The organism is Veillonella parvula (genome assembly GCF_018378075.1).
In the GTDB taxonomy this organism is placed as follows: Bacteria; Bacillota; Negativicutes; order Veillonellales; family Veillonellaceae; genus Veillonella; species Veillonella parvula_K.
The window spans coordinates 24,957-38,520 of the sequence record NZ_JAGZYE010000002.1; the positions used below are offsets into that span (position 1 = coordinate 24,957).

General features: G+C 33.6%; 11 protein-coding genes. All 11 read right to left on the minus strand.

Going from position 1 to position 13,564, the window contains the following annotated elements; genetic code table 11:
• Positions 1-49: 49 nt before the first annotated feature.
• The 11 genes from KH286_RS02885 to KH286_RS02935 all read right to left on the minus strand — a co-directional run bounded on the left by KH286_RS02885 (position 50) and on the right by KH286_RS02935 (position 13,551).
• Positions 50-1,114 carry an acyltransferase gene (locus tag KH286_RS02885; RefSeq protein ID WP_278617575.1) on the minus strand — a complete coding sequence of 355 codons (1,065 nt, stop codon included), beginning with the start codon at positions 1,112-1,114 and terminating at the stop codon, positions 50-52.
• 122 nt (positions 1,115-1,236) lie between these two features.
• A complete protein-coding gene (locus KH286_RS02890) occupies positions 1,237-2,829 on the minus strand; it encodes an O-antigen ligase family protein (RefSeq protein WP_278617576.1) in 1,593 nt (530 codons plus the stop codon).
• Between the two features lie 180 nt (positions 2,830-3,009).
• Positions 3,010-4,071: a glycosyltransferase family 9 protein gene (locus tag KH286_RS02895; protein WP_278617577.1), complete on the minus strand. Its 1,062-nt coding sequence runs from the start codon at positions 4,069-4,071 to the stop codon at positions 3,010-3,012.
• A complete protein-coding gene (locus KH286_RS02900; protein WP_278617578.1) occupies positions 4,052-5,188 on the minus strand; it encodes a glycosyltransferase family 1 protein in 1,137 nt (378 codons plus the stop codon). The genes KH286_RS02895 and KH286_RS02900 overlap by 20 nt, the downstream gene beginning before the upstream one ends.
• A 3-nt stretch (positions 5,189-5,191) precedes the next feature.
• A complete protein-coding gene (gene wzx, locus KH286_RS02905) occupies positions 5,192-6,592 on the minus strand; it encodes an O-unit flippase-like protein (protein WP_278617579.1) in 1,401 nt (466 codons plus the stop codon).
• A gap of 9 nt (positions 6,593-6,601) precedes the next feature.
• Positions 6,602-7,651 carry a glycosyltransferase family 9 protein gene (locus tag KH286_RS02910; protein ID WP_278617580.1) on the minus strand — a complete coding sequence of 350 codons (1,050 nt, stop codon included), beginning with the start codon at positions 7,649-7,651 and terminating at the stop codon, positions 6,602-6,604.
• 40 nt (positions 7,652-7,691) lie between these two features.
• Positions 7,692-9,131, minus strand: coding sequence for an undecaprenyl-phosphate galactose phosphotransferase WbaP (wbaP, locus tag KH286_RS02915; protein WP_278617581.1), 1,440 nt, complete (start codon positions 9,129-9,131; stop codon positions 7,692-7,694).
• A 251-nt stretch (positions 9,132-9,382) separates the two neighbouring features.
• Positions 9,383-10,561 (minus strand): O-antigen ligase family protein, encoded by a 1,179-nt coding sequence (locus KH286_RS02920; RefSeq protein WP_278617582.1) that lies wholly within the window; start codon positions 10,559-10,561, stop codon positions 9,383-9,385.
• 49 nt (positions 10,562-10,610) lie between these two features.
• A complete protein-coding gene (locus KH286_RS02925) occupies positions 10,611-11,831 on the minus strand; it encodes a glycosyltransferase (protein WP_278617583.1) in 1,221 nt (406 codons plus the stop codon).
• Between the two features lie 9 nt (positions 11,832-11,840).
• Positions 11,841-12,779 carry a VirK/YbjX family protein gene (locus KH286_RS02930; protein ID WP_278617584.1) on the minus strand — a complete coding sequence of 313 codons (939 nt, stop codon included), beginning with the start codon at positions 12,777-12,779 and terminating at the stop codon, positions 11,841-11,843.
• Between the two features lie 13 nt (positions 12,780-12,792).
• Positions 12,793-13,551 (minus strand): glycosyltransferase family 2 protein, encoded by a 759-nt coding sequence (locus KH286_RS02935; protein ID WP_174892116.1) that lies wholly within the window; start codon positions 13,549-13,551, stop codon positions 12,793-12,795.
• Positions 13,552-13,564: the final 13 nt, after the last annotated feature.

A 13,564-nucleotide genomic window follows, 5' to 3' on the forward strand; every position in this document is an offset into this window, starting at 1 on the left:
GAACTAATATTAATACTAAAAAGTATATTAATTCCCTAAACACTAAATTCTAAATAATCTCTTTACTTTTAAGCCATGTGTTTAACCGTCCCGCCAGCGATTTTACTAATGGATCCATTGGCCGTTCTACAAAGTAGATACGTATCTTATCAATAAGCACACAGGTTATAAAAACAAGTAATACTATCGCTATTAACCATAAAGGGAAATACCATTGAGTATAAACATAAGAGTCGTCTAATAAGCTAAGGAATATCCATTTTTGCAACCGCCCTATATGGAGAAGATATACACTAAATACAGATGTAGAGAAAAAGGTAATTATCTTACCATAAGGTAATTGTAAATCCTTAAAACCTAGAAATAGGCATAATGCTGTTAATAATCCAGGAAACCTATATGTTGGCCATACTAAAGTAAAAATATCTATATTTTTATTAAAAGTCTGATTTATATATGCTGAAGACCACATAGAAGTACCTACAAGACTCATTAATAATACAGCATATAAAAGATACTTTGTATTACCTGGAATAGAATAGATTCTAATATAAGCCCCAACTGCATATAGTACTATAAAAAATAGTATCAAATTATTTGAATCCATCCAAAAATAACGAGTTATTGTTGGAATAAGACTAAATATAAGTATACCAATACCTATAAATCCTCTATACTTATTTCTTGATATATTCTGTAATAACGGATTTAAGAAAGGTACTAATAGCATTAAAATCAGATAGGATGATATAAACCAATATTCATTATAGGTAATTGGCAATAGCATCATTATAACCCTTTTTATACTTATATCAATAATTCCTATTTTAAAGGCTATAAGACCACATATAATAGAGTAAAAAAGTGTTTGTAACCATAATTTAATAACACGACGACTATCAAATTCTTTTGTACATAATAGATAACCACCAATTATAACAAAGGCACAATTCCCTATAGCTCCACCGAGCCTCGCAAATGCAAGTGTTAACCAATTCCCTGTAATAGGCATAGAACTATTAATAGATATAACACCATGATCTGACATATGAAATGCTATTATGAACAGCATACAAACTATACGAAAGAGTTCAATCCCCAAATTCTTATTCATATGCTTCCCTTTCAATTAATACGTTTATAATAAAAAATATATATTTACACAATATAGTTTATCTATAGCTGAAATTTTCTGAGTTAAATAATTTAGTTAATATTAGAGAGTCTAGATACAATTTAATTATCTGTCTTAAATACAGCAATTCCAGCAAAAGACAATAGAATCCAATACATATAAGTTAAATAAAATGATGTTGTAAATCCAATTAAGGTAAAACCTAATAAACTTATTAATATAGCTACAGAGAACATATCTAAATTGCTAGCAACATAAATTTTCCTAACTAATATAAACAAACAAACTAGCTCTGGCACCATAAACCATAGTAATCCTAATATACCTTGCTCGGCTAATAATGTTGTATATTGACTCGCTACAGGGAATACAGCTTTAATAATTCCTACTTTTTTTTGCATATAAGTCCAACGTTCTAACTCATTATTCATTGATTCAGGATTAACTAAATCTGTCTTATACATCCCACTTAATCCAGTTCCAACACCTAATATAGGATGAGTTTTAAAGATTTCAAACTCCATTCTAATATTTTCTTTTCTTGAAATATTACTAGAACGAGTCTCTTTAGAATTATTACTATCTAATTCTAAGTCTTTAATAAAATCACTAGAATTTTCTAAGTTTTTTTGAGATTTATCTGAATTTTTTTTATTGTGATATATATTATTAGTTAAATTGATATTATCAAATAACTTATTAATTGTACTACCTGATATAAAATTATTATTCATATAAGTACTAAAATTTACAACTTTACTAAAATTCTCTACCGGTGGCGTCATAAAGTTAGAAATAAATTGAATCGAACAGAACAATGCTACTATTGTAACACTTATTATATGTACAATATATTGACCATTAACTCTCCAAGTTTGGGATTTAATACTATTAATAAATAAAATAATAATTAAAATAAATAATTCTAAAGCAAAAGCTGTTGTAGCTGTTCTAGATTGTGTCAAAAACAATAATATAGTAGATATAAACAAAATAAATATCCATAATCCCCTATTAATACTGTCTCTTGTTTGATATATTTTATACCAAATAAAAGGTAATAAAAATCCCAAAATCATTGCAAGAAATGATGGCTCAGGTGTAACAGATCTAAATTGATATTCCCAAATTAAAGGAGGCCACTGTCCATTCTGATCTTCGCCGATTAAATAAAAATGTGGATTTATAGATTTAACTATATCAGTTCCCCATGCAATCCCGGATAAATGAACGGCTTCAATACAACTGAACGATATTAAAATACCTAATAAAATACTAATCCCCTTTAGCAAATCTTGTTTTAATTCTCCTAATCGATTCCAATAACAATTAAAAATCATGTAGGATATACCAAAGGTCCAAATATAACGAATAATTGCTGCATATATTAATTTACTTACTATAAGTATAATACTAAATTGATATATTAAATCAGTTGGAATTTTTAGACGTTGAACTATATTCAATATAGAAGTTACTTCTGGCAATTGTTGATTCGCCAAAATTGGAATCTGATCATAATAAGGATATATCAATAATCCTACAATTGAAGAGAATAATAAAAATATAATATAAATAAGACTATAAAATATAAATACTTTTTCCTTGTAAAAAGGTACTTTATATTTCCATCTATTATATAAGACAATACTTACTATAATAATTAAAGGAAATATGGCTAATTCACTACTCATTATACCTGCTAAAAACCTTGGTCTAAACTCAGGATAAATACGATTGAAAGGCAAACATATTAATAAAATTACAAATAAGTATCGAATATATTTAAATAAGCTCTCATGTATCATTTATTATCCTCTCAATCTATCTAGATATTCATCTATGAAACTATATAAAATACTATAGCTCTATATCTATATAAAAATTTTTTCTAATACCCTCTCTACTATATCCATTACTTGCTGAGGTGAAATTTCCGTCAAACAACGACGATGTTTACAATGAATATACCTATCTGTTCCATAACAATACTTGCAACTCACCTCATGTTCTACAAAGTAACTACATCTTGAAAACGGCCCTATATATTTAGGATTTGTAGGTCCAAATATAGATACAGTTGGTACAGATAAAGCTCCTGCAATATGTTGCATCCCCGTATCAATACCTATAGAACAGGTACAACGCTTAATAGCTGCCATACTCTGCTTAATACTACATTTACCTACTAAATTTACAACTTTTGATAATCCTAAAAACTCGTGTAGTTCCTCTAATAGAGGCTCCTCTTGATTTCCACCAATTAAAACAACTTGATAGTCTTTATTTACTAATAGCTTTATAAGCTCACGCATTCGAGTAATTCCCCAAGCTTTAGGAAAGACTCGTCCCGTCCGTAACCAACGATTAGTAAGAGATGGATCTGCATTACCAATACATATACCAATAATAGGTCTTGATTTGTCTAGACCATAAAAGTAATGATCTATAATTTTATCACTATTAATATCTATATATAATTGTGGTCTAAATTCATCATTAAAATCTAATCCTATAGTCTTTACATTTGCTTCTACAAAATGTATATCATAATCATATTTATTAGTACCTGAAGCTTGAAAACCTAGATGTTGTTTTACCCCACATAATTTCATAAAAAGTTGTGATTTTTTTACTGGTGTAATCCCAGCACTAATCCCTATATCAAAATTTTGTTTTCTTAAATTTATTATTGTTTTAAATGATGTATATATATTCTTATATACATCAAGAACAATAATCTTATCTATAGGAATATATGAAGATTCAACAATATCACGGCCTGCGTTCATCTTACAAAGTACGGTTAGCTTTGCATCAGGATATAAATACCGCACTCCTTTTAATAATGCTAAAGCACATACTGTATCACCTAAACCATGCATGATCTCAACTAAAATATTTAATTGTTTAGTACTAGCCTTTACTGTATTCACAATAGAGCTCCTCTAAACGTTTAGCTTCTAATTGAATATTATAGCCCTCAGTATTTATACAATTATTTATACCAATACGAGGATTTGCACCATCATGAAGCTGATTTATATCATTATAAATACGCTTAGTTTCATTAATCCAAATATCTATATCTTCATTAGTAATGCCTATATGTTTTACTAATGAAGAATCAATAATAGCTTCATCTGGTACAAAATTACTCATCAATATTGGTAGTTTTGCTGCTTGAGATTCAATAGCTACTACCCCTAGACCTTCATACCAAGATGGAAAATAAAATACATCAAATAGACTATACAATCTATATATATCATTACGTAAGCCTAAATAAGTCACTCTCTCAAATAGGTCTAATGATTTCAATTGATCTAATACACTTTCTCGCAATGGACCATCTCCAACAAGCACAAGATGTGCAGATGGCAGTTGTTTAGCCACTTGATAAAAAAGTCGTATTAGATATGCGTGATTTTTCTGATATACAAATCGCCCTATATGGCCAATAACAAACTTATCCTCTAATCCTAATTCCCTTCGCAATGCTTGACTTGTCTCTTCTTTATATTGAAAACATTCTACATCAATTGCATTATTAATGATTTGTGAATCTTTATCAGAACCATATAGCCAACATGCTGCCGTCTTACTACATGCAAAGTGTCTATTAGCCACAAATACAGATAGAGGTCGTAAAGCCATTTTCATAATATTACGCTTAGTTTCACTTTTAACAGTTGTATTATGACCATGTAAAATGCGAACCTTAGCACCTGCTAGCCATGCAGGACCTAGTGAAAACACCCCCAATGTCGTCATATGGCAATGAACAACGTTATACTTATGTTTTTTTACTATATTATAAACACCTTGCATAAAACCAAATATATTTTTAGAATACGATGGTACTTTATAAACTTTACCACCCATAGACTCAACTGTATCTGTAATATCTACGATATTGTCATCATGTACAACAAAGTCAAATTGTACCTTTGAACGATCTATATGTTTATAATAATTCATCACAACGGATTCTACTCCGCCACCAGCTACGATACCAATGACTTGCAAAACCCGTATTGGTTCTGTGTTCATAATTTACCTCTTAACTTTACTAAGAGCACTTTCAATACCTTTCACAATAGATTCTATCCAACTCATATCCATTTCCTTATGCGTCTTGTAGAGCCAGTACCAACTGTTATACATCAATTGAGATAAAATTATCCCACCAAGTAACCCCAAAATACCAAGATCGAAAAATTCCATAAATACAAGAGATAGCACAAGACCTATTGCAGAAGATAAAATGAAGCTTTTTACATAGATAATACGATTAGTACAAGAGAAATAAGATGTATAACAATTCCGATAGTAAATAACAAATTGCATAATACTTGCGCCCCAAAGAACTGTATCAGAAATAACAAAATTGGACTTAATCATATTTAATAGTGGCAGTCCAACAAGCCATAAAATAAATATACCAATCCAATAGATCACAATAAATAACGTCACCGAAAAAGAAAATAATTCTCTTAAACGAGGCTGATCCTTAGTGATATATGCATTTTGAAAGGCCGGTTGGTATGTATTATATAGTGTACTAGCAACAACAGCTACTGCAGTAGTCAGTTGAATAGCAATGGAATACATACCAGTTTGTGCCAAACTTAAATAGAATGATGAAATAATAATAGTTGCTTGAGTTGATATATAATTAGATATAGATACAATCCCATCTCGCCAGGCATTATACCAAATAGTTCGGAATATATCTGCTGTAGATGTAGCAACAAGATTTGTAGCAGATCTCAATTTCTCACCAATATGCTCATATTTATAAAAATATCTATGCCCAAAGAGCTTAAATCCAAGACCATATATAAGGTAGCCTATACTCGCCCCAATAATACCAAAGCCCAATAAAAGTAAAATAATCGTAAATACCATTTGCAATAAACGAGCATAAACAATACTTTTATTAGCCAATGTAATAGCACCTACACCTCGAAGAAATGAGATATAGTAGCTGTAATAAAGATTTAAAAAAATTCCAAACCCATACGCTGCCCATGCGATATAGGCTTCCCAGCGAGAACTCGGACTAACTAAGCTACCTATATAATACATTCCTAAAGTGTACATTAACACTAAAGCACTACCACCTAAGATAGCATAAATCGATTGACAAGCTTTAAGGACAGCTTTTAATAAGGAAAAGTTAACTTCTTTTGATTCAGAAAAAGCAACATGCTTTGCTTTAAGTTCTTGAGCACCACTCCAACAATACGTGATATTACGAGCAAAGGTAATGGAAAAACCAAAATCAAATAGTAATGCAATGGATCCTATACTAATAAATACATACCATAGTCCCACCATATCAGGTGTAAAGAAATAGATATAAAGTGGCAATAATAAGAGATTTACTGCCATCGTGAGAGCCATACTTCCATAAGACCATAGAACATCTCTTTTTTTGATGGAAATATTCATAATCTACCTCTATCTCTCAAAAATATGTAATATAGAATCTAATACAGCCGCTACTGAGATTCCTTGCATACATTTATTATTAGTACATGTATAGGATTGATCATAGCCTAAACACGGTGAACATTCTATGGCATGATGAATAATCTCACTATATGGACCGAATGGCTTTACAATAATTGGATCTGTACACCCAAATAGTGTTAACGTAGCAGTTCCTTGTATAGCGGCTGCATGAATAAGCCCTGTATCTACACCAACAACAAGATCTGCTTCTCGTACCACTTGAAAACTCTCTTTAATAGAATGTTTTCCTATAAAACTAACAATACGTGAATCTAATTCATCATGATAAGGTTCAATCATACCTTGTTCCATTGAACCACCAATAAGGACAACCTCATAACCTCGTTGAACAAGTTTATTGCCGAGTTCAACCCAATTCTTAGTCGGCCATGACTTAAGACTTAATGCATAAGTATTATGTAATTTTTCATTCGCTACATGACCTGAGCCTATACAAAATACGATAGATGGATGGTTAATTACGATTGGTTTTAATGCAGGATTCTTATCAAGAGAATAAGATTCACGGTGCATAACTATTCGTTCAAAGCCTAATTGTTCAAGAATATCATTTTCCAAATTATATATATAGTAACTCTCAGGACGAATAATCTCTTTATCATAAGTAGCCCCATTATAGGGATTATGAGCACCTATCGTAGTTTTACAACAAAATTTAATAATTTTGCTTGGCCATGACGACATGTATTTAGAGTTCAAATGCTCGAGCACAATACCATAATCATAACTATGATAACCTGCTTTCAACAAAAACATTAAAGAATGAAATGGTTCATTCTTGGTATAGTAGTAACAATGACGAATATCCCCTTGTAATTCCACCATCGTTTTATTCAAATTAATGCGTCTCTTTTCGCTGCATGTGAATATATCAATAACAGCTGTTGGATCTTGCGATTTAATACTCTGAATGAGTGGCATGGCAATAACAAAATCACCGATGCCATGCGCAATATAAATAAGATATGTATTCATATGACTTCCTATGAGGTACATGGTTATGGTAAAAGCTTAATTAATAAGCACCTTTAGACTTCACCACAGCCAATACTGTTTTTAATAAGTACACTATATCAATCCATACAGACCAATTATGCACATACCAAGAATCCATGAAAACTCGTTCTTCATAGGTGGTATCACTGCGACCACTTACCTGCCAAACACCAGTAATTCCTGGTGGTACAAGGTAAAAGTCATTTATATAATCGCCATATTTTACAATTTCATCTCGAACAATAGGTCTTGGCCCTACAAGGCTCATGTCTCCAATGAGAACATTCCACAACTGTGGCAATTCATCAAGGCTTGTTTTTCGAAGGAATTTACCGATTCTTGTAACCCGAGGATCATCTTTCAATTTAAAATCTCGCTCCCATTCTTCACGAGCTGCTGGATTTTCTTTTAGATATTGCTCCAAAGCCTCTTGTGCATTGAGCACCATGGATCGGAATTTATAACAAGAAAATGATTTCCCTCCTTGACCAACACGTTTATGTCCAAATACGATAGGCCCTGGAGAATCCAAGTAAATCAATATAGCAATGATAGCGAAAATCGGTAAAATCAAAATACCACCACATACGGTAGCTACAATATCAAAAATACGTTTGAAAATACGGTTAGACTTGCGCGCTAGGTTATTTTGTACACGCAATATGACGGCTTGTTCTTCCATCATACCACGTGCTGTAATATTACTGGCTGGTAAACCAAACAATTCAGGAACAAAGGCCACACGTTTTACTAATACTTGCAATCGATTAATCAAGGATACTAATTTTTTAGACTCAAGTCCGGGAGCACAAATCAGTACATTTTGAACGCCTGTATCTTTAATAACGCTTTCTACATCTTTAAAGGCTCCAAGGCATGGATATTCTTTAGCGATGGATGATGATTTAGGATTATCATCTACATAACCAATAATCTTATAGGTAGTAATCGGCATACGCTCTAATGATCTTTGTACAAGTTCCGCTGTCTTTCCCGCCCCAACGAGAAGAATCGGAATTGTTAAATATCCTGTTTTTGAAAGTATTTTTCCTACAATAAAACGCTCGCTAAAGATAAATACGAGCATACATATATAAGCAAAGGCAACAAATAAACGAGACACATCATTAATGACATGTCCTGTGTACATGAGAACAATAGATACAACAACACCGATCGTAATGCTACGGAATAAATTTTTCATCGTATCCCAATAAGGTGTTACCACAGAATAGGCATTATTAAGCAACAATATAGTTAAAAATACGATAGGTACAACACCATATACGTAAATTTCTTCTACCTTAAAATTTGAACTTACCGGTAAAATTGATAAGTTTAAACGCAAATAATAGGCTGCTAATGTTCCCAAAACAATAGCTATATAATCTGCTATAAGCACTATGAGCTTACTAATAAATAACTTTTTATTATTGTTATTACAGATAGAACTATTCATACTAATACCCCAAATTATAAGAAAAGGTTGTTTTCTCAATCTCAAAATATTAAGAAAACAACCTCTCTATCATACGAATACAATGTACCAATATTTACATATATTGTATCATATTTAAATATGTAAAACTATAAAAAAACATAGATTTCACCTATCTTTTATGTAGTTATTTATTCTTTAAGTCTATTTGAATCCTACTTAATTGTCTATTAAATGATAGTTAAATGCTTTCCAATACAGCTATACGATTCTCAATTATCCCGCAATTGAAGCATCGTAGCTAACATAAAATACATAATACGTATTCCAGACGAATTATCTAAAGTATACTCCACTTGACCAAATACAAATACATAACAAATAACAGCAATCATAGCACAGAGGCTATAAGGATCTCGATTCTTAAACCAAACCACAAAATTATCAATAATAATAGATCCATAAAAGATGAGAACCCCTAATAAACCTAAAAGGCCTACCTCACCAAGAAGTTGAATAAAATTATTGTGTGCATGATATAAATGTTGATTTTCCGTTGGTAATCGATAGGATGCTTCATATATAGTACGCCATTGACCTATACCTACACCTGTCACAGGATGGTCTTTAAACATATTAATAGACGATGTCCACACATCAAAGCGGCCTAGGTTGGAACCATCTGTAGTCGTATTCGTAATGGACTCAAACCTAGCTACATATTGTGGTTGTGTACTAAATCCCCATACAACTCCACCTAATGCAGCGAGAACAGCGACTACATAAATGAATCGTTTTAGTATATATGGCAAGGATACGATAGGCACCATAATCATATTAAAGAGCCAGGAGCCCCTACTTTGATTGCCATACATACCAAAGCCAACACAACCTAATGCCCATAAAGCGGATGCTTTCACATAGTTAGGAAAGGCCGAATCTAATAAAATAACGCAAAAAATAGGCCCTAGCATAACCATGAGGCCCGATATGGTCAACACGCTACTACCAAATCCCCATCCTCTATCGGTCATTCCTGAAACATGTTGATAAAAGGCTACTAAATTATCGATACCAAAATCCACAAAAAATACGGCAAGCATCGTAAATAATGTTTTCTTATCACGAATACACAGGGCGATAACGAAAAATACAGGAATCCTCCACAGCCAAACATTGATAAATTCAGGTAATCCTACAGCTATATTGTTTGTTAATACTGCGGAAGGCAATAACGATAACAACATTAGAGCAAATGTTTTACTATATTTTTTGACATAGGACGGAACATATAGATCATGCCTATGTTTCCAAATATAGAAAATACTTAACAAAATAGCAATAACATAAAATACTTGACCAGCTGCCATGGATAGCCTTGTAAAGCATGCCATCAACGTAATCATAATGGCAATCCATGATTCTAATCTTACACTTGATAATACCCCCATATTAATTCTCCCTTACAACATATAAACTACAAACCTTACATAATACCCCTTATACATGTATGATGGATTTAATTAATGCACGGTGACTGTAGTCCTCATTTGCATCTATTAACCCCTGATTATATTGCTCTTTATGATGCTGTAAATTCTCTACAAACTCTTGAATCCCCTGTCTGATGGAATGTGCATCATCTAAATTTAAAAATTCCCCAATAGAATACTGTTCTAATACCTCTGGATTGATCTCTGGAGATATAAGAACAGGCTTGTGAAAGCCAATAGCAGTGAACAACATAGCCGCCCAGTGATAGCGATATCGCTCTGCTCCATACGGCAATAATAAAGCATCTACACTCAATAAGGCTGTATCCCAGTCTTTTCCAATCAGACTGGCATGGATGAACTTAATATTATTATACTGGCTATATTTCTTGATGATAGACTCAAATAAAGCCCCATCTTCAGGCTTTACCGTTGCCCCTTGAACGACGAGTTGTACCGAATCATCATAATTCAGTGATATAAAGGCATCTATAAAGCGCTCAATATTTTTCTCTTTTCTAAACTGACCAAAGAAACCCAATTTTATCGGTTTATTTGCTGATTTAGAGGTTTCCAAATTAGTATCTATACAAGTTGTAGAATTCGGGACTTTTTGGTCTTCTATATTAACCTTACCTTGCGTATCACTATTCTTTTGTTCTCCACTCAATTCACTAGATGGCAAGAACACAGGAGGCAAGATTTTACGAACTCTCGGTAAATCAGGGCGCAACATATCATCGCGCAAAGAGATAACATCGAGGTACACGTTTCTATACGCATTAGCACGATGAGCTTGCTTAATAAAGCGATCCATCTCTCCCTTGCCAATGCCATGGAAGATAACATGTACTGCTGCCTTACTGTCCTTTAACGGCGTGTCTAACAAAGCTTTAATATAGCGATATGTCCCCGTCGGAATGATTAAAGCATCTATATTATGTTCTTTAATTTTTTCTGCTGCTGATGTGAACCAACTACGGCGACGGCGTTCTCGTAAAATGGATAAAAACGGCTTCTTCCACTTAGACGCTCCCGCATAGGTCACTACCTCTCCACCTTCCAAGTACACTATATCTACTCCATAATCTACTTTAAAAGGAAAGTTTTCCGGCACGAATAGTACTGGTTCATGACCTTGACGCTTTAATTCGTTGATGAGGATGCGATCAAATTCCACCTCATGACCAGCAGGCATGACAATACTTTCTAAAATTGCTATGCGCATAGCACACCTCTAGGCCTTTACGTACGGTTTTATATTTTCTTGAATCATAGCCTCATACTCATCTAAAAGAGCATAGCGATTGCGATATTGGCTACGTTTTTGTGATTTAATCTCTTCCATAGGTTTGCGTTCTTCTTCAAGTGGAATAGTGAAATAATTTGGATCAGATTCCAATACGGTACCGCCGATATCCTCCCACAAGGTATCTAATACGGCTACCTTTGATTTATTGCCGCGCACCATATGTGAATTTGCATAGAAGCCTTCATCAGATACGGCAAGTATGGATTCTACTTGCGCAGCACGACCGATTTCACGAATCAAGAAGGTAATGAAGTTCTTAGGACGGTAACCATACATCTTTTTCGTAATCTTCTTAGCTCGCTCAAGTCCATCTTTATAACCTTGAATAGTACCGATAACAAGAGTTCTCTCTCCATTAGGGCCCTTAGCAAAGCGAATATTTGCATGATATACACCCTTATCTTCGAGCAAGAGCATAACCGTCAAGAAGCCTTCCTTACGTTGTCCCGGCTCGTAATATAGATGAGCAGACATATCGAGCTCATCGGAACTCCAAAGGGTAATACCCCGTTTTTTATCGAAATAATCAAACTCCGCTTCGTCTACATACATGAGCTGAATCGCTTCATCCGTAAACACCTCTTGTAATATGGTGAAATTCTGGCGAAGTGCTTCCAAGCGCCACTGTGGTGTAGAGTTTTTTATTAAAAACATACGGCTCATCAATTCATAGAGACTTGGATGTTTTTCCAACAGCTTTGGATCTGCCGTATAGGACTTAAAGAAGTTTTCAAATTCCGTAACCGTTGAGTCATGACGACAAGAGCGCATTGTATGTAAGAAGGTGCGTCTCGTTTCACGCCATGTGCGTTTGCCATATATAGTACGGCCTATGTGCCAATGTTTTCCAAAATTGCCTAACATAATGCTCCCTCTATTACAATTTACCCTTGGATTTTAGTAAATAGTAAAACTTTACATATTTAGTCATCGTATAAAAGTAGTGATTGACGGATAAAATAAAGCCCATCTTCCCATCGAGAATACCGCCTTGTAAGAAGTACACCTTGATGAAAGCCCAGGTAGGACGCAGAATTATATCCTTGATAAAAGAACAGCTTTTACCATTATCACGATATTTTTCAGCAGATAATGTGGTATAATTGTTGAATTTATTGAAATATTGATGCCAATTATCGTAGGTATAATGGTACATCGGATGTTGTAATTTTTCTGTTGGATATGGCGTAATAATCGCAGGATGCACGTAGCCTTCTACATAGCTACCCTCTTTAGGCATGAGGCGAAGCACATAGTCTGGACGCAATACACCATGTGTAGCGTGGTTATGATGGAATTTATTGCGCCGTTGAATCCAATACGCTTTATTAGGTTCGTTTACAACGATAGCTTGAATTTCTTTCGCTAGAGGCTCAGAAATGCGCTCATCCGCATCAAGGAATAAGATCCAGTCGGATTTCGCTTGTTCAATACCAAAGGTCTGCTGCGTACCCCAATCGCCATTCATGGCGTGTTGTACAACACGAGCACCCATTTCTTCGGCGATTTTTACGGTGTCATCGGTGCTGAAATCATCGATAACTAAAACTTCATCGGCAAACTGCACAGACTCAATGCAGTCATGAATATTATGTTCTTCATTTCTCGCTAAGATTATTACAGATACAGTTGCCATAGTTTTACCTTTC

Bases quoted from the DNA above. Each gene is read 5' to 3' on its own strand.
- KH286_RS02920 (WP_278617582.1), bottom strand. From the start codon at position 10,561: ATGGGGGTATTATCAAGTGTAAGATTAGAATCATGGATTGCCATTATG.
- KH286_RS02935 (WP_174892116.1), bottom strand. From the start codon at position 13,551: ATGGCAACTGTATCTGTAATAATCTTAGCGAGAAATGAAGAACATAAT.
- KH286_RS02900 (WP_278617578.1), bottom strand. From the start codon at position 5,188: ATGAACACAGAACCAATACGGGTTTTGCAAGTCATTGGTATCGTAGCT.
- wbaP (WP_278617581.1), bottom strand. From the start codon at position 9,131: ATGAATAGTTCTATCTGTAATAACAATAATAAAAAGTTATTTATTAGT.
- KH286_RS02890 (WP_278617576.1), bottom strand. From the start codon at position 2,829: ATGAGTAGTGAATTAGCCATATTTCCTTTAATTATTATAGTAAGTATT.
- KH286_RS02885 (WP_278617575.1), bottom strand. From the start codon at position 1,114: ATGAATAAGAATTTGGGGATTGAACTCTTTCGTATAGTTTGTATGCTG.
- KH286_RS02930 (WP_278617584.1), bottom strand. From the start codon at position 12,779: ATGTTAGGCAATTTTGGAAAACATTGGCACATAGGCCGTACTATATAT.
- KH286_RS02925 (WP_278617583.1), bottom strand. From the start codon at position 11,831: ATGCGCATAGCAATTTTAGAAAGTATTGTCATGCCTGCTGGTCATGAG.
- wzx (WP_278617579.1), bottom strand. From the start codon at position 6,592: ATGAATATTTCCATCAAAAAAAGAGATGTTCTATGGTCTTATGGAAGT.
- KH286_RS02910 (WP_278617580.1), bottom strand. From the start codon at position 7,651: ATGAATACATATCTTATTTATATTGCGCATGGCATCGGTGATTTTGTT.